General features: G+C 68.2%; 8 protein-coding genes. 4 read left to right on the top strand and 4 right to left on the bottom strand.

All coding sequences use genetic code 11. From position 1 onward, the window contains the following. Positions 1 to 55 precede the first annotated feature (55 nt). Positions 56 to 8,671, bottom strand: coding sequence for a glycoside hydrolase family 94 protein (locus CCOS865_RS06190; RefSeq protein ID WP_119138925.1), 8,616 nt, complete (start codon positions 8,669 to 8,671; stop codon positions 56 to 58). 154 nt (positions 8,672 to 8,825) lie between these two features. On the opposite strand from CCOS865_RS06190, the gene CCOS865_RS06185 reads away from it, so the two are divergent. Then, the gene (locus CCOS865_RS06185) at positions 8,826 to 9,575 is read left to right on the top strand and encodes a sensor histidine kinase (RefSeq protein ID WP_119138923.1); all 750 of its coding nucleotides are present in this window, start codon (positions 8,826 to 8,828) and stop codon (positions 9,573 to 9,575) included. A gap of 22 nt (positions 9,576 to 9,597) precedes the next feature. Here CCOS865_RS06185 and CCOS865_RS06180 read toward each other — a convergent pair whose 3' ends face one another. Then, complete coding sequence (locus CCOS865_RS06180) at positions 9,598 to 9,882, bottom strand: hypothetical protein (RefSeq protein ID WP_119138921.1); 285 nt, start codon at positions 9,880 to 9,882, stop codon at positions 9,598 to 9,600. 236 nt (positions 9,883 to 10,118) lie between these two features. Here CCOS865_RS06180 and CCOS865_RS06175 point away from each other — a divergent pair, with 236 nt between their 5' ends. The 3 genes from CCOS865_RS06175 to CCOS865_RS06165 are packed head-to-tail and all read left to right on the top strand — an operon-like array spanning position 10,119 to position 14,300. Further along, positions 10,119 to 10,784 (top strand): ABC transporter ATP-binding protein, encoded by a 666-nt coding sequence (locus CCOS865_RS06175; protein ID WP_119138919.1) that lies wholly within the window; start codon positions 10,119 to 10,121, stop codon positions 10,782 to 10,784. After that, positions 10,784 to 13,246 carry an ABC transporter permease gene (locus CCOS865_RS06170; RefSeq protein ID WP_119138917.1) on the top strand — a complete coding sequence of 821 codons (2,463 nt, stop codon included), beginning with the start codon at positions 10,784 to 10,786 and terminating at the stop codon, positions 13,244 to 13,246. The genes CCOS865_RS06175 and CCOS865_RS06170 overlap by 1 nt, the downstream gene beginning before the upstream one ends. Next, positions 13,236 to 14,300, top strand: a complete 1,065-nt coding sequence (locus CCOS865_RS06165) for a lipocalin-like domain-containing protein (RefSeq protein WP_119138915.1) — start codon at positions 13,236 to 13,238, stop codon at positions 14,298 to 14,300. The genes CCOS865_RS06170 and CCOS865_RS06165 overlap by 11 nt, the downstream gene beginning before the upstream one ends. 163 nt (positions 14,301 to 14,463) lie before the next feature. Here CCOS865_RS06165 and CCOS865_RS06160 read toward each other — a convergent pair whose 3' ends face one another. Continuing rightward, the gene (locus CCOS865_RS06160) at positions 14,464 to 15,420 is read right to left on the bottom strand and encodes a ribonuclease Z (protein ID WP_119138913.1); all 957 of its coding nucleotides are present in this window, start codon (positions 15,418 to 15,420) and stop codon (positions 14,464 to 14,466) included. Positions 15,421 to 15,462: 42 nt separating this feature from the next. Beyond that, positions 15,463 to 17,226 (bottom strand): L-lactate permease, encoded by a 1,764-nt coding sequence (locus tag CCOS865_RS06155; RefSeq protein WP_119138911.1) that lies wholly within the window; start codon positions 17,224 to 17,226, stop codon positions 15,463 to 15,465. Positions 17,227 to 17,772 lie beyond the last annotated feature (546 nt).

Here is a 17,772-nt window from a genome sequence, read left to right as displayed (position 1 = left end):
CTGACGGGTGCATTGGCTAGGTTGAACAAGCCTAGCTCAAGCGGCTCGGCCGGCGCTACGGTTCCACGGGCAGGGTGGACCGGTGGCACTGGGCAAGCACCTGGTGCACCTGGCCATCATCGACCAGGTGCAGGACGCCGCCGGCCAGCGGCTGGCCATCCAGGCTCAGGTGCAGCTCGCCAGCCTCGCTGTCGCTGCGCACTTCGATCCGGTACTGGCTGCTGCCAACGCGATAAAACAGGGTGTAGCCCGGCCAGTCAGCGGGCAGCAGCGGCTTGATGCGCAAGGTGTCGCCGGTGCGTTGCAGGCCCAGCAGGCTCTCGACGATCAGGCGGTACATCCAGCCGGCGGACCCGGTGTACCAGCTCCAGCCACCCCGGCCGGCATGCGGCGCCACGGCGTAGACATCGGCGGCCATCACATACGGCTCGACCTTGTAGGTGTCGATCAGGGCGTTGCAGCCTTGGCGCACCGGGTTGATCAGGTGCAGCAGCTCCCAGGCCCTGGCCCGGTCGCCCAGCTGGGCGAAGGCCATGCTCGCCCAGATCGCGGCGTGGGTGTACTGGCCGCCGTTTTCACGCACGCCGGGCACGTAGCCTTTGATGTAGCCAGGGTCGAGGCTGCCCTGGTCAAAGGCCGGGTCGAGCAATTGCACGATGCCGATGTCGCGGCGCACCAGCAGCCGGTCGACGGCGCCCATGGCGGTGCGCACGCGCTCTGGCGAGCCGACCCCGGAGAGTACCGCCCAGCTCTGCGCCAGCGAGTCGATGCGGCACTCCTGATTGCTTGCCGAGCCCAGCACCTGGCCATCGTCGAACCAGGCGCGGCGGTACCAGCCACCGTCCCACGCGTGGGCCTCGAGGTTGCGTTCCAGGGCGGCGGCGCGCGTGGCGCACTGCTCGGCGAAGGCGCTGTCGCCCCGGCGCTGGGCGACGCGGGCGAAGGCTTGCAGGACCTGGTGGCCGAAAAATCCCAGCCACACGCTCTCGCCCAGGCCATGCTCGCCGACGCGGTTCATGCCGTCGTTCCAGTCGCCGCTGCCCATCAGCGGCAAGCCGTGCACGCCGCACGGCAAGGCCCGCTCCAGGGCGCGCTGACAATGCTGGTAGAGGCTCTCGACCCGCGTGGCTCGGGCCGGCAGGTCGTAGTAGGACTCTTCGCCGGCGTTCAGTGGGCGGCCTTCGAGATAGCCCACCGGCTCGTCCAGTACGCTCAGGTCGGCGCATACCTCGAGGTAACGGGCAGTCGCCAGTGGCAGCCACAGCAGGTCGTCGGAGCAACGGGTCCGCACGCCGCGTTGCAACGGTGGGTGCCACCAGTGCTGCACGTCGCCCTCCAGGTATTGATGGGCGGCGCAGGTCAGCAGGTGCTGGCGCGCCGCCGCCGGGGCGGCATGCAGCATGGCCATGCTGTCTTGCAACTGATCGCGAAAACCAAAGGCGCCGCCCGACTGATAGAAGCCGCTGCGGGCCCAGAAGCGACAGGCGATGACCTGGTACATCAACCAGCCGTTGGCCAGCACATCGAGCGCCGGCTCCGGCGTTTCGATGCGCACGCTGCCCAAGGTCTGGCGCCAGTAGGTCTGCACCTTGTCCAGTTCGCCCAGGGCGGCGCGCAGCCCCCGGTAGTGCAAGACCCGCTGGGTCGCCGCCGCAGCGTCGGCCTCAGCACCCAGGCGGAACACCAGCTCGCGGCTTTCGCCCGGGGCCAGCAGCAGGCTGACCTGCAGCGCTGCGCACGGGTCCAGGCCGCCGCCGGTCCTCCCCGACAAGCGTGCCTGACGCAGCCCGGCAGGCGCTTGCAGGTGCCCGTTGCGGCCGAGAAACTCACTGCGGTCACAGGTGAGGCTGAGGGCGGGTACGTCGCAATCGAGGTAGGCCACATGCCCGGAAAACTCGATCGAAAAGGCATTGCGAGCAAACAGCGCACCACTGATCGGGTCGGTCTCGCTGACCACGTGCATCGCCGTTTTGCTGCGCAGGTCACCCAGCACCCATTCGACGAACGCGGTGGCGCTCAGGCGCCGCGGCCGGTCCGAGGTGTTGTGCAGGGTGAGCCGGGAGAATTTGACCGCGGCGTCCAGCGCGACATACACCCAGAGCTCGCTGCTGAAGTCCTCTTCGACATACTCGAAGACGCTGTAGCCAAAGCCATGGCGGGTGCGGTAACTGCCCGGGCCGGGACAGGGTTGCGGGGTGGGCGACCAGACGTCGCCGCTGTCTTCGTCGCGCAGGTACAGGGCCTCGCCGCCAGGGTCGCGGACCGGGTCGTTGTGCCACGGCGTCAGGCGATACTCATGGGCGTTGTCGCGCCAGGTGTAGGCGCTGCCGGATTCCGAGATGACCGTGCCGAACTGCGCATTGGCCAACACGTTGACCCAGGGCGCCGGGGTCGCCTGGCCGGGCAGGATGGGCATGACGTACTCGCAGCCGTCGGCGCTGAAACCGCCATAGCGATTGTCCAGCAGCAACGCCGCCTGGGCCGGCGGCGCAGCGGGGTGGGGCAGGCTGGTCGGCACCACCGGCGTGGCGACGAAGACCGCCGGAGCAGGCGGCCCGCGCCGCCGGTGCAGCTGTTCGGCGAGGCTGCCATGGCTGTCGCTGAGCACCAGCCGGGCCACCGCCAGCAGCAGGGTGCGGTCTTCTTCACTGAGTTGCTGCGCCGGGCGCACGAAGATCCCGCCAGAGCGGTCGAGCAAGGCGGCCTCGCTGCCGGAGGCGACGATGCCCATGATCAGGTCCTGCAGCTGCTGGCGATAACCGGCCTGGTCCTCGTTCCAGATCACCAGGTCCAGCGCCAGGCCCTTCTGCCGCCAATAGGCATGCGCGTGGACCATCTGTTTGACCAGCTGGATATTGGCCGGGTCGGCGATCTGCACCAGCACGATCGGCAGGTCGCCGGAGATGCCCTGGCCCCATAGCCCGGACTGGTTACGCCGGTTGCTGACCAGCAGCGCGCTGCTGGCGCGCAGTGTCGCGTGGGCATAAATCACCGAGGCGGCCATCTGCTCGAACAGCCGGGCATCGGCCAGTGAGCCATTGAGCTGGCGCAACAACACCTGGCTGTGCGGCCAGGCCAGGTCGAAGACCCGATCGGCCAGGTGGCGGTCGCGGTACTTGGTGATCAGTTGCAGGCAGGCTTCGCGGCTGCCCGCCATGCCGGTGGCCAGGTCGATGGTCGCACTCTGGCCAGGCTCCAGGCTGATCCGGCAGCGAATCGCGACGATCGGGTCGAGCACCGCCCCCGCGCTGCCGGACAACGCTGCTACATCGGCCTGCAAGGCTGCCGGATCGCGCAGGCTGCGGCCGCGGCCGATGAAGCGGGCGCGGTCGGTCTCGTAGGAAATCGCCTCGACATCCACCCCGTGCACGGCCAGCACGTGGCACAGCCACGGCGCGGCTTCCTGTTGTGAGCGCGGCCTGCGTGTGCAGACGATGGCCTGCAGCGGGCGGATCAGCTCGGTCTGCACGAACAGCTTGCTGAACGCCGGGTGCAGCGCGTCGCTGATGGCCGGTGCCAGCACCACCTCGGCGTAGCTGGTCAGCTCCAGGCTGCGCCGCTGCGGTGCATGGTTGGTCAGGTGCAAGCGCCGCAGTTCGATGTCGTCCTCGGGCGACACGGCGATTTCGCTGTGGCAGTCGAACTCCAGTTCGCGCACGCGAAACTCGGCCCGGCCATCGCTGAAGATCACCTCCTGGCTGTGCGGCAGGTGCAGGGTCGGCTGGTAGCTGGTGGACCAGAAACGGCCGCTGTCGACATCCCGCAGGTAGCAATAACTGCCCAGGCTGTCGCCACTGATGTCTTCGCTCCAGCGGGTCATGGCCAGGTCGTTGCAGCGGCTGTAGCCACTGCCGGCGCTGTTGACCATGACATGGTAACGGCCGTTGGACAGCAGTTGCACGGCGGGGTAGCGGCGGTTCGGGTCGCTGAACACCCGCAGGCGCGATCCGCTGGCGCTGCCGGTGTCGTCCAGGTCGGGGGTTTGCGAGGTGTGCAGGTATTGCGCGGCGGTTTTCGGCACGCGCTCCTGCAATAGCAGCATGCTCGCCTGAAACTGTGGGTCGGCGGCAAAGCGGCGCTGCATGGGTTTGTCCAGCAGCAGTGAGGTCAGGGCGAGAAAGCTCATGCCCTGGTGGTGCGCCATGAACGAGCGGATGACCACGGCGGCTTGCCCCGGTGGCAGGCGGGCCTCGGTGTAGTCGACCGCTTCGTACAGGCCGAAGCGCCCGGCCAACCCCGCCTGGGCCAGCCGTTGCAGGTTGCGGCAGACGGCGGCAGGGGCGACCATCAGTGCCAGGGTACTGGCATAGGGCGCCACCACGCGATCCTCGCCCAGGCCACGTTTGAGCCCCAGGCCCGGCACGCCAAAGGCCCGGTATTGGTAGTTGAAGTGGCTGTCGAGGGCGTTGTACGCCGACTCCGAGACGCCCCACGGCAGGCCCGCATGCTTGCCATGGTCGATCTGCCGGGTGACGGCGGCCTGGCAGGTCTGGTCGAGCAGGGTGCCTTCATAGCTGGGCATCACCAGCATCGGCATCAGGTACTCGAACATCGAGCCGGACCACGACAGCAGCACCGGCACCCCGGCATTGCTGGTCAGCAGGCGGCCCAAGGCCAGCCAGCTTTCCTGCGGGGCCTGGCCCTGGGCGATGGCGACGAAGTTGGTCAGGCGCATCTCCGAGGCCAGCAGGTCGTAGAACGATGCGTCAGGGCGGTGCTCGGTGGCGTTGTAGCCGATCGTGAAGAGGTCACGCTGGCGGTCGTAGAGAAAGCTGAAATCCATGTTCGCCAGGCCGCTGATGTGCTTGGCCAGCTGCGCTGCCATGGCGATCCGCTGTCGTGCCAGGGCCTGCACGGCGGCGACGGCAGGCTGGGCGGCGGGCGGCCAATCGGCGAGTTCGAGGTCGGCCAGCGCGCGCCAGCTGCTCGGCGCCGGCACGGCAGGGTCGTGGCCTGCCGGCAGGGCGAAGCGTTGCAGCTCGGCGGCCATGTCCAGGCACTGCGCCTGCAGCGCCGCCAGCCAGAAGCCACAGTCACTGTCGGCTTCGCTCGCGGGCAGCGCCGTCGCAGGGTCGGCCAGGCCGTGCAGCACCTGCGCCAGCTGGGCGTGCAGGTCGAGCGCAGGGGCCTGTTCACGCACGGCGCGCAGCGCGTCGGTGCTGCGGCCTGCGCTGTCGAACGCGGCAATCAGCAGGTCGAGGGTGTCCAGCAGGCCATGGCTCACACGGCGGTCGAGCAGCGGCGCATCGGGCAGCCCCAGCAGGCCGGGGCGCAAGGTCAACAACAGGCCTGCCAGGTTGCCACTGTCGACGGTCGATACATACAGCGGCGCCAACGGCTGCAGGGTGCGGGTGTCGTACCAGTTGTAGAAGTGGCCTTTATAGCGCTCCAGGCGGCTCAGGCTGTCGAGCATCAGCGTCAGCCGCTCGAGCAGGCGCGCGCCGCTCAGGTAGCCAAAGTCGTGGGCCGCCAGGTGCGCGAGCAGGGCCATGCCGATGTTGGTCGGCGAGGTGCGGTGGGCGACATTGGGGTAGGGCGGCTCCTGGACATTGTCCGGCGGCAGCCAGTTGTCCTGCGCGCTGACGTACTGGTCGAAGAACGCCCAGTTGCTGCGGGCCAGACGCTGCAAGAACGCACGCTCTTCGGGGGTGGGGACGAACACGGTGCGGCTGCGGCTGCGGCTGAGCCACCAGGCCAGCCCCGGGCCAAGCAGCCACAGCGCAAGGATCGGCGCGGCGACCAGCAGCGCCTGCGGTTGCAGCAGCAAGGCCGCCGCCAGCAGCAGGCTGAGGACGGGCGCGATCCATTGCTCCCGGTAGAGGCCGTAGAGCGTGTTGACGCTGGCCCGGGCGTCCTCCCGCGACGGGTTCCATTGCAGCAGTCGACGGCGGCTGACCGCTAGCCGCCAGAGCGTGCGGGTGATGGCATCGAGGCTGTAGAAGGCCTCGAACGGCAGCCAGGCCAAGCCCAGGGCGCAGCGTACGAAGTGCCCGGACGAGGCGCGCATGGCGGCCTGCAGGTGTTGCCCGAGGGGCACGTCCGGGGTGTTGCGCAGCAGCTCCAGGAGGGTGTCCAGCAGCGGTCGGGTCAGCAGCAGGACCAGCACCGCCAGGGTCCACAAGGCCGGCGCCGAAGAGGCGAGCCAGCCCCACAGCAAGACGCTGAGAAACGCCGCCGGTTCCAGGCTGCGGCGCAGGTTATCGGCGACCTTCCAGCGTGACAGCGCGCTGAGGCTATGGCGCGTGGCGTTGCCGGTGCGGGTCCATGGCAGCAGCCACGGCAGCAGTTGCCAATCACCGCGGATCCAGCGGTGCCGGCGCTTGACGTCGGCGCTGTAGTGGCGCGGGTACTCCTCGTACAGCTGGACATCGCTGAGCAGGCCGGCGTGCGCGTAGCAGCCCTCGATCAAGTCATGGCTGAGCACGCGGTTGTCGGCAAAGCAGCCGTCCAGGGCCTGCTCGAAGGCGTCCACGGCATAGATACCCTTGCCGATGAACGAGCCACTCAGGAACAGGTCCTGGTACACATCGGACACCGCCTGGGTATACGGGTCCACCCCGGCATCGCTGCCAAACAGCCGGGCGTAGGCCGAGCGCGCGGCGCTGGGCAGGCTGATGCCCACCCGCGGCTGGAGGATCGCGTAGCCCGCGCGGATGCGCCCGCTGTGGGCATCGAAGCGCGGCTGGTTGAGCGGGTGCTGCATCGCGCCGATAAACTGGCTGGCCGCGTTGCGCGGCAGCTGGGTGTCGGTGTCCAGGGTAATGACGTAGCGCACGCTGGCGAGTTGGGCGACATCGCCGACGATCAGCAGGAAGTGCTCGCGGCCGTGGCCACGCAGCAAGGCGTTGAGGGCCATCAGCTTGCCGCGTTTGCGCTCATAGCCCATCCACAGGCGGTCGTTGGCATTCCACGACCTCGGCCGATGCAACAGAAAGAAGCGCTCGCCGCCCGGCGTCGGGTACTTGCAGTTCAAGCCTTCGATGGCCTCAGTGGCCAGCGCCAGCAAGGCCTCATCCTGCGGCAGGGTCTGCTGCTGAGCATCGAGAAAGTCGGTCAGCAAGGCGAAGTGCAGGTGCGCGTCGCGGTTGGCCAGAAACCGCACTTCCAGGCCTTCGACCAGCTCCTCGACATCGTCGGTGCTGGCCAGCAGGCTCGGCACTACTACCAGGGTACGGGCCTCGGCCGGGATGCCGTGCTTGTAGTCCAGCCGGGGCAGAAAGGACGGTTTGACGGTGAGTGTCACCAGCCAGTTGATCAGGCCGATGGCCAGGCGGCTGGTCATCAGCAGGATCGGCGCGGCGAGCAACGCCAGTACCCAGTACGGCCAACCCTGGTGGTGAATGGCGTCCAGGAACACCCAGGCAAACAGCCCGGTGAGCAGCGCCGAGGGCACCAGGTAGAACGCCAGGGGTGCCCGGTGCAGCAGCCGCTGCCAGCGTTCGCCAAGGCCGATGCGCGCCGCCAGCCGCTGCTCCAGCAGCGCCAGGCCTGGGCCCAGCAGATAAAAGCCGACGTGCTCGCTGGGCTCGCCGGCGCGGGTTGCAGGTGCCTGCGCCAGGTCGATGGCCATGCGCGCCACCGCGTCTTCGCTGAACAGGCTGTGCCGCGCCAGGCGTTCGATGACGTGGCGGTAATGGTCACGGCTGGCAAAATCCATCGCCGGGTAGACCCCGGCCGGGTCCTCGCCGAGGATCCGTTCGACGTGGCTCAGCTGCTCGACGAACGCACGCCAGTCGGTGGTCGACAGCAGGCGCAGGCTGCCAATGCTGTTGCTGATCGAGACCTGGTCGATGGCCTGCTGCTGGGCATCCAGTTGCACATGGCGCTCGATGGTCAGGGCCGACTCGCTGAGCATCTGTTCGATCCACGCCAACGGCTGGGTCAGCGTGGCGCTCTGGCCGTGCAGCCGGCGCGCCAGCTCGGCGACGAACGCCGGGCTGAGCGGCGGCCCTGAGCGGACCATGTCGGCCACCACCAGCACCACGCTCTTGGTATCGCGCTCGGCCATCTCGCTGAGGCGGTCGGCCCAGCTGTTGGCCAGGTCACGGTCGGCCCAGTTGGCCATGACCCGGGCGGCCACCCGGCGCAGGTTTTCGATCAGCGCCAGGCGCAGCATGATGGGGATCGCCCACAGCTCGCCGAGGGTCAGCGGGGTGACCCGCTGGTAGGCTTCGACAAAGCGGCTGAGGCTGTCGCTGTCGACCCGCCCGTCGCCATGGGAGATGGTCTCCAGGGCAATATCGTAGACCCGTGGCAGGCCGCTCGAGGGGCCGTTGTCGAGGCGCGGCAACTGCCGGCTGTAGCCGCGCGGCAAGTGACTGTTGGCGAGGCGGATATGCGCTTCGACCAGGTAGAAGTTGTCCAGCAGCCACTGCGCGGCGGGCATGTCCCGGCGTGACGAGGCGAGCGTCCCGGCGAGGGCCGCGCAGCTGCTGGAGAGGGTCTGCTCGTTGGCGGTCAGGCGGGCGAGCAAGGCATCGTCGGCGGGCAGTTTGCTCAGTCGGTGCTGTCGGGCGAGGATTGTGCCGTATTCGGCCATCTGCTCGCTGCTGAACAGCTCCGAGCGCAACAGGCTCTCGTAGCTGAACGCACGCGGCGCAGCGGCCCATCGACGCAGGGTCGAGGGCAAGCGTCGGAGCATGCTGATCGCGCCAAGCCAGGGATTATCCATGGGGGTCCTTGCTGATACAGGTTCAGTCGCTAGCGCTGATTTTCACGCGTTGCGGGTGTGGGGTCTGTTCGGTAGCGAACAGACCCGCCAGGCCATCGCGCCCACCCTGACTAGACGTTTTCTGACAGGCCGTCGCCGGCTCCCGAGGTAGCTCATGGCACATCTACAGCAAGACCCCTGCGTGTCGAGCGCTGGCTACCGGCTCGGCGAGGCGGGCGCTGAGCACCGGGCGTTGCTGGCCGAGCAGATGCTCGGCATCGTCAGCCATGACCTGCGCAACCCGCTGTTGGCGATCAGGATGGCCGCCGGAATTCTCGCGCGTCGGGCGCAGGAGCCCCGCACCACGCAATTGCTCGCCCAGATCATTCAGTCGACCCAACGCGCCGAGCGGTTGGCGGCTGACCTGCAGGACTTCTGCCAGGTGCGCGGCGGCCGCGGCCTGGCCATCCTGCCGGTGCCGGGCGACTTTCAGCAGGCGGTGGCGAGCTGCCTGGACGAACTCAGGCTGAGCTTTGCCAACGTCACCCTGCGGCATGTCCGCCTCGGTGAGGGGCGGGTGGCCTTCGACCATGATCGGCTTTGCCAACTGATCGGCAACCTGGTCGGCAACGCTGTCGCCTATGGCCACCCCGGCGCGCCGGTGACGGTCACTGCGCACATCGGGGTCGCCAGCGCCAGCGTGTCGGTGCACAACCTGGGCATGCCGATTACCCACGCGCACATCAGCGAGCTGTTCGAGCCGATGGTCCGCGGCTACAGCCAGAACGTCGCCTTACGCAGCGTCGGGTTGGGTTTGTTCATCGTTCGGCAGATCGCCAGGGCGCATCATGGCGAGGTCACGGTGCACTCCTCGTGGCGCGCCGGCACGACCTTCAGCGTGGTCTTCCCGCGCAACTGCAGCTGACCCGCGCGCGGCGAGCGCGCCCTCAATCCTTGCACTTGGCCATCACCACCTGGCAGCTGGCGGGCGTACCGCCGGAGCGGCCGGCGTAACGTATGCACCCCTCCATGGATTTTTTGCGCGCTATGCTCAGGGTATCGCCCCAGGCCAGGCCGCCTTCACCGCTGCTCGGCACCGCCTTGGCGAAGCAGTTCGAGCCACTGGTGACAGGCGTGGCGTGGCGGGTGCTGGAGGTTTTGCCTGCGCAGCCGGCAGTGAGTGCCAGGCAGCCGGCGAGCAGGGTCGGGAGGAGCCATGTGCTGCGGGTCATACCGGTGCCCCTGTCTCGTCTGTGACGTGGTTCTCATTTAAGTCTAGCCCGTTACGGCTGATCCGAAACGCTGCCGGGCAAGAGTCGTGTGCTGTCAGGCCTGGCCTCTTCGCGGGGCAAGCCCGCTCCCACAGGGACCGCGCAAATCTGCAGAACAGCGCCATCCCGGTGGGAGCGGGCTTGCCCCGCGAAGAGGCCGGCCCCGACACCGCAAACCTTCGAGGGAATAGCCGTACATGCTGGTCGTCGAGCAATTGCACAAGTCATTCACCACTGCCCAGGGCCCACTGCCGGTTTTGCAGGGTGTCGACTTGCGCCTCGCCCGCGGCGCCAGCCTGGCGTTGATGGGTGAGTCCGGCAGCGGCAAGAGTACCTTGCTGCACCTGGTCGCCGGCCTCGATGGCGCCGACAGCGGCCACATCCTGATCGACGGCCAGGCGCTCGATGGCCGCTCCGAAGCCGCCCTGGCCCGCTGGCGCCGTGAGGGCATCGGCCTGGTGTTCCAGCAGTACAACCTCATCAGCAGCCTCGACGTCGCCGCCAACCTGGCCTTCCAGGCACACCTGGCCGGGCGCCACGACGCCGCCTGGTGTGCGCACCTGGCCGAACGGCTGGGGCTGACGCCCTTGTTGCAGCGCTACCCCGAGCAGCTCTCCGGCGGGCAGCAGCAACGCGTGGCGATCGGCCGGGCGCTGGCAGGGCGGCCGGCGCTGGTGCTGGCCGACGAGCCCACCGGCAGCCTCGATGAAGCCAGCAGCGATGAAGTGTTGCGCCTGATGCTGCAACTGGTCAGCGAGGCGGGCAGCAGCCTGTTGATGGTGACCCACAGCCGGCGGCTGGCCGAGCGCCTGCAACAGCGCTGCTTTTTGCGCGGCGGTCGCGTGCTGGTCGAGCAGGGCTGATGGGCGTGTTGTCGAGGACCTTGCAGGCGCTGCTCAGCCATTGGTGCCGACACCGCCTGCAGTGCTTCAGCGTGTTCACCGGGTTGTGGCTGGCCACCGCGCTGTGGACCGGCGTACAGGCCCTGAATAGCCAGGCGCGCAGTGACTATGCACGGGCTAGCGCGGTGCTTGCAGGCCCGGCGCAGGCGCAACTGGTGGCGCAGGTCGGCGAGCGCTTCGATCAGTCGGTTTACCTGCAGTTGCGGCGGCTGGGTTGGCAGGTCACGCCGGTGCTCGAAGGGCGCCTGCGGCTGGCCGCTGCGCAGCCGCTGACGGTGCGCCTGATCGGCATCGAGCCGTTGAGCCTGCCGGCGTCGACCTCCGTGGCCGGCGTCGCCAGCGAGGCGTTCGACCTGGGGGCGTTCATCGGCAATCCGGGGCAAACCTGGGTGGGCCCCGACACCTTGCGCCAGCTGGGTTTGCAGGCTGGCCAGCAGGCGCACGGCAGTGATGGCCAGGCCCTCCCGCCGCTGGCCCTCCAAGCAGAGCTTGCGCCCGGCGTGGTGGTGGTCGATATCGGCCAGGCACAACGCTTGCTGCAGGCGCCCGGGCAACTGTCACGGCTGCTCCTGGGCGATGCCAGCAAGCCGTTGCCCGCCGCGATCGCCCAGCAGGTAAGGCTGCAAGCGGCCAGCGACGACGGTGACCTGCAGCGCCTCACCGAGAGTTTTCACCTCAACCTGACGGCACTGGGCCTGCTGGCGTTCGTCGTCGGCCTGTTCATCGCCCACGCTGCCATCGGCCTGGCCCTGGAGCAACGCCGTGGCCTGATCCGCACCCTGCGCGCCTGTGGTGTCAGCTTGCACGTGCTGCTCGCCGGCCTGGCGCTGGAGTTGGGGGTGTTCGCCATCGTCGGCGGGCTGGCGGGTGTCGCCAGCGGCTACCTGCTGGCCAGCCTGCTGCTGCCCGATTTTGCCGCGAGCGTGCGCGGCTTGTACGGCGCGCAGGTCGCCGGGCAGTTGAGCCTGGCGCCGCAGTGGTGGCTGGCAGGCGTCGGCGTCAGTCTGCTCGGTGCAGCGCTGGCGGGCGTCAGCAGCGTGTTGCGCGCCGCGCGCCTGCCGTTGCTGGCCCTGGCGCAAGCGCAGGCCTGGCGCCTGGCGCAGGGCCCTTGGTTACGCCGGCAGGCGATTGCCGCCGGCGTGCTGACACTGGTCGCGCTGGGCTGCTGGCGTTGGGGCAGCAGCCTGCCGAGCGCCTTTGCCCTGCTCGCGGCGCTGCTGCTGGCGGCGGCGTTGCTGTTGCCGGCGTTACTCGACGCAGCGCTTGCGGGGCTGGCGCGGCGGTGCCGGCGGCCGTTGGCGCAATGGTTCATCGCCGACAGTCGCCAGCAGTTGCCGGCGCTGAGCCTGGCGCTGATGGCGCTGTTGCTCGCGCTGGCGGCCAGTGTCGGCGTCGGCAGCATGACCGAGGGCTTTCGCCGGACCTTCACCGGCTGGCTCGACCAACGCCTGTCGGCCGACCTCTACCTGACCCCACGCGACACCGCGCAGGCCCTGCAGATCAGCGACTGGTTGGCACGCCAGCCGGGTGTAGTCGCCGTGCTGCCGAGCTGGCGCACGGAGTGGCGCTTGCAGCAGTGGCCGGCGCAAGTACAAGGGATCGACGATCATCCCTATTACCACGTGCACTGGCCGCTCCTGCAGCAGAGCCCGGATGCCTGGGCGCAACTGGCCAGCGGCGGCGCGCTGATGCTCAGTGAACAACTGGCACGGCGCCTGCGGCTGACGCTGGGCGACAGCCTGCCACTGCCCGCACCGTCCACCCAGCAGATGAAGGTGGTCGGTATCTACGCCGATTACGGCAACCCCAAGGGCCATGTGCTGGTCAATGCCGACTGGCTGCGCGCTCACTGGCCGCAGGCGACACTCGGCAATCTCGGCCTGAACGTCGCCCCTGAACGGCTTGCCGCGCTGAAGCAGGCGGTGCAGCAGCGCTTCGACCTGGAGGACAGCCGGGTGGTCGAGCAGGCGACCTTGAAAGGGTGGTCGAACGAAGTCTTCAGCCGCACGTTTGCCGCCACCGCCGCACTCAACAGCCTGACCCTGGGCGTCGCTGGCGTGGCGCTGTTCATCAGCCTGCTGACCCTGGGCCAGAGCCGGCTGGGCCAACTGGCACCGCTGTGGGCCCTGGGTGTAGCGCGCCGGCGGTTGATCTGGCTGTCGCTCGGGCAAACCTTGCTGCTGAGCACGTTCACGGTGCTGCTGGCGATCCCGTTGGGGCTGCTGCTGGCCTGGTGCCTGGTGGCGGTGGTCAACGTGCAGGCGTTTGGCTGGCGCTTGCCGCTGTATGTCTTCCCCGACCAGCTGCTGCGGTTGGCCGTGCTCGGCCTGCTGACCAGCGTGCTCGCCAGCGCCTGGCCGTTGTGGCAGTTGGCGCGTCGCCAGCCAAGCGACTTACTGAGGCAGTTTGCCGATGAAACCTGAACGGTGGATGTTGCTCGGCTGTCTGTGGCTGGTCGGCTGTGACGCGCCCAAGCCCGAGCCCAAGAGCTTTGCCGGCTTGGGCCAGGAGGCCGCGGCCTTCAGGCAGGTCACGCCCGGCCCGGTGCTGGTGTTTCCGCGTGATCACGGCGCGCACGATGGTTTTCGCATCGAGTGGTGGTACGTCACCGCCAACTTGCAGGATGCCCAGGGCCGCGACTGGGGCGCGCAGTGGACGCTGTTCCGCTCGGCGTTGCGCCCTGGGCCGGAAACCCCCGGCTGGAGCAGCCCGAACCTGTGGATGGGGCACGCGGCGTTGACCGGCCCGGGTGGCCATCAGGTGAGTGAGACCCTGGCCCGTGGGGGTGTCGGCCAAGCGGGGGTCGAGGCCGAGCCGTTTCATGCCTGGATCGATGACTGGTCGCTGCGCGGGCGCGACGGCATCGGCCAGTTGCAGATGACGGCGAAGGGGAAGGGGTTTGCCTATGACCTGCAACTGGTCAGCCAGGGGCCGCTGGTGCTGCACGGGGCCCAGGGCTACAGCGAAAAGTCTGGCAAGGGGCAGGCGTCCTATTACTACAGCCAGCCGTTCTATCGGGTCAGCGGTGAGGTCGAGCGGGACGGGCAGCGGGTGGCGGTCAGTGGCCAGGCGTGGCTGGACCGTGAGTGGAGCAGCCAGCCGTTGGCGGCGGGGCAGTCGGGCTGGGACTGGTTTTCGTTGCACCTGGAGGGTGGCGCCAAGGTGATGTTGTTCCAGGTGCGCGAGGCCGAGGGGGCGCCGTATCGGGCGGGCACCTGGATTAGCGCCCAGGGGCAGGTGCAGGCGTTGCAGGGGGCGCAGATTGCGCTCCAGGTGCTGGCGACGACCCGCCAGGCGAATGGCAAGCAGGTGCCGACGCGCTGGCGGGTGCGGTTGCCGGGGCAGGGGGTGGATGTGCAGGTCGAGGCGCTGGAGAGCAAGGCGTGGATGGCGACGCGGTTTCCGTACTGGGAGGGGCCGGTGCGGGTCAGTGGCAGTGTGGCGGGTAAGGGGTATCTGGAGATGACCGGGTATTAGCCTGCCCTGTGGGTGACTGGACTAGCGCTGGGGCCGCTTTGCGCCCCTATCGCGACACAAGGCCGCTCCCACATGTTGCACCTACCTTGAGGCATGCGCTGTACCTGTGGGAGCGGCCTTGTGTCGCGAAAGGGCTGCACAGCAGCCCCAGGGCCCGCGGCAGCTACACAGGTACCAGCACCCCTTCGCGATCGAGGTGATAGCGCTGCAGGTCGCGCGCCAGGGTCAACTGCCCGCTGTAATGCGCCATAGCTTCCTCACGCACGTCGCTGATCGACGGACTGCGCTGCGGGTTGTCCTGATAGCGCGCACTGAAATGCGTCAACACCAGGTTCGGTACCCCCGCCGCCTCGGCGAACCGCGCTACCGCCGCCGCCGTGCTGTGGCCGAAGCTCGACTGGCTGCGCGCCAGCACCGCCTCGGTATAGGTCGCCTCGTGCACCAGCACATCGGCCCCCTTGGCCACGTCCGCGAGCAACTGCGGTGAGTCGTTGTCGCCACAGACGATAATCCGCCGCGCCGGCCGCGAAGGCCGCAGGTACTCCCGCGCTTCGATTCGCCGCCCGCCATGCTCTACCGCCTGCCCGTGGGCCAGTTCGCCCCACAGCGGCCCACGGGGTATGCCGTCGGCCTGCAGCTTGTCGATGTCCAGCCGTGGCTCAGGGTTGAGCTCGGCAAACACGAAGGCATAACTGGGCACCCGGTGCGATAGCTCGCGGGTACTCACCTCGACCTGGCCACTGCGCCAGTGCGTGAGCGTTTCCACCGCGTGCAGGTGCAGCGCGAAGGGCAGGTAGGTCTGGCTGACGGCGAGGGTCTGGCGGACCCAGTCGTGCAGGGCCAGCGGCATGACCAGCTCGAGCGGCTCGCTGCGCCCGGACATGCCGGCGCTGGCCAGCAAGCCCGGCAAGCCATAACAGTGGTCGCCGTGCACATGGGTGATGAAGATCGCGCGCAGGTCGCGCATCGACAGCGGGGTGCGCAGCAGTTGATGTTGTGTGCCTTCGCCGCAATCGACCAGGTACCAGCCTTTGCCAGAGGCTTCGATCACGGCGGTGGCGCTGACATTGCGGGCCTTGGTGGGCACCCCGGAAGAGGTGCCCAGAAACTGCAGGTCCATTGCAGGATCCTCTACGCTGAAAGCGCCATGTTACCTGCTCGCTCAACCGCCGCCGACCACCATCGAGGTAAACGGTGCGACGTAGGCCTGCAGGGTCACCAGGCAACCGACCAGAATCGCCAGGATCACCGAGTGGAAGAACACATAGCGCAGGATCTCGCCCTCATGCCCGTACCAGCGGGTGGCCGTCGACGCCACCACGATCGACTGGGCATCGACCATCTTGCCCATCACCCCACCTGAACTATTGGCGGCGGCCATCAGCACCGGGCTCAGGCCCAGTTGCTCGGCGGTCACCCGCTGCAGCCCGCCGAACAGGACGTTGGAGGCCGTGTCGGAGCCGGTCAGCGCCACCCCCAGCCAGCCGAGCAGGGTGCCAAACATCGGGTAGAAGATGCCGGTCGCGGCGAACGCCAGGCCCATGGTCGCGTCCAGCCCCGAGTACCGCGTGAGAAAGCCCAGCGCGAGCATCGCGACGATGGTGATCAGCGAGTAGCGCACCACCCAGATCGTGCGCAGGTACTGCCTGGCCAGGGCCAGCGGCGAATAGCCCATCAGCAGCCCGCCGAGCACCGCCGCGAGGAGGATGCCGCTGCCGGTGGAAGTCAGCCAGGTGAACTTGTACACCGCGTCTTCTTTTTTCGGCGCCGGCACTACCGGCGGCACTTTCTCGATCTGTTGGTGAATGGTGTCGAAGGTGATCGCCGGGGCGAAGATCGGGTTGGCCTCGCGCAGGGGCTTGCCCTGCGGGTCGAGCATCACCGCGCCGGTGGCCGGGTCGAGTGCCTGGCGGGTGTCGAACAGGTTCTTGAAGCTGGCGGTGCCCCAGGCGAAGACGAACACGGTGAGGATGATCCACGGCATCCAGGCGCGCCGTACCGTGCGCCGGTCGGCCTGGCCGAACGCCAGGGTATCGGCGGCGGGCGCATTCGGGTCGGCGTCGACCTTGGAGTTGTCGACCCGCCCGCTGAGCGCCGCCGAGGTGTGCACCGTGGCGGGCTTCCAGACGCGCAGGAAGCCCGTCAGGCAGGCCATCGAGATCAGCGCGGCGATCACGTCCACCAGCATTGGCCCGTGGAAGTTCGACACCAGGAACTGCGGTATGGCAAAGCTGACCCCGGCGACCAGGATCGCCGGCCACACTTCGAGCATCTTGCGCCAGCCGGCGAACGCCCAGATCAACCAGAAGGGCACGATCACCGAGAAGAACGGCAGCTGCCGGCCGACCATCATCGACAGCTCCATCTCGTCCAGGCCGGTGACCTTGGCCAGGGTGATGATCGGCGTGCCCAGCGCGCCAAAGGCGACGGGCGCGGTGTTGGCGATCAGCGCCAGGCCCGAGGCGGCCAGTGGCGAGAAGCCCAGGCCGATGAGGATCGCCCCGGTCACCGCCACGGGTGTGCCAAAGCCCGCCGCACCCTCGAAGAACGCGCCAAAGCAGAAGGCGATCAGCAACAGTTGCAGGCGGCGGTCGTCGGTGATGCGCGCGAGCGAGTCCTGCAGCACCTTGAACGAGCCGTTTTCGGTGGTCAGCCGATGCAGGAAGATGATGTTGAGGACGATCCAGCCGATGGGCAGCAGGCCGTTGGCCGCGCCGTACAGCGCCGCAGACCCGGCCATGCCGGCCGGCATGTCGAAGGCCAGCACCGAGATCAGCAAGGCCGACGCCAGGGCGAGCAGGGCGGCGATGTGCGCTTTGATATGGAAGAACGCCAGCGCCGCGAGCATCACCACGACGGGGACTGCGGCGAGGAGGGTGGAGAGCCAGGGGCTCCCGAACGGGTCGTAGATCTGCTGCCAAACCATCTGCCACCTCACATTGTTGTTATCGAGGTTTTGCGGGGGATGTGCGTTCGGCACTGCATGGACGCCACGTGCAGTATAGGAAGGTTTTTATGCCATCGTCGTACCATCGCGGGGCTTGCCCTGATGCCAGTCAGTCAAGAAGCTGGGGCCGCTACGCAGGCCTTTCCGACCGGTCCGGCGCCTCGGCAAGGCCGCTCCCGCGCCGACAGTGTGATGCCCATGTTTTTGGAGTGTGTTCGGTGTAGATGCGTTGGGCTTTGGGGGCTTATCCATTTGATTTGGTGACGCTTATGGCCCCTTCCGCCCTTACGGCGGGTCACTTTTTTTCTTGGAAAAAAGTAACCAAAAACCGCCGGCTCCCACATACGGCCCTCCGCTTCGCTGCGGGTTCCCTCACTCCGGTCTTGCTCCCGCGTGGACCGGGCTGTACGGGCCTTCCTGGCCCGCAGCCCTTGCCGGCCTTCCTGGCCGTCACCTCGCTCCGCAAGACCTCCGTTCGGCCTCCTGAGGTCGCCAAGTTAGGGGTGGCGCCTGCGCTGGCGTTAT

The sequence above is a fragment of the Pseudomonas reidholzensis genome (genome assembly GCF_900536025.1).
Classification (GTDB): Bacteria; Pseudomonadota; Gammaproteobacteria; order Pseudomonadales; family Pseudomonadaceae; genus Aquipseudomonas; species Aquipseudomonas reidholzensis.
This window is presented reverse-complemented; position numbering and strand designations above follow the sequence as displayed.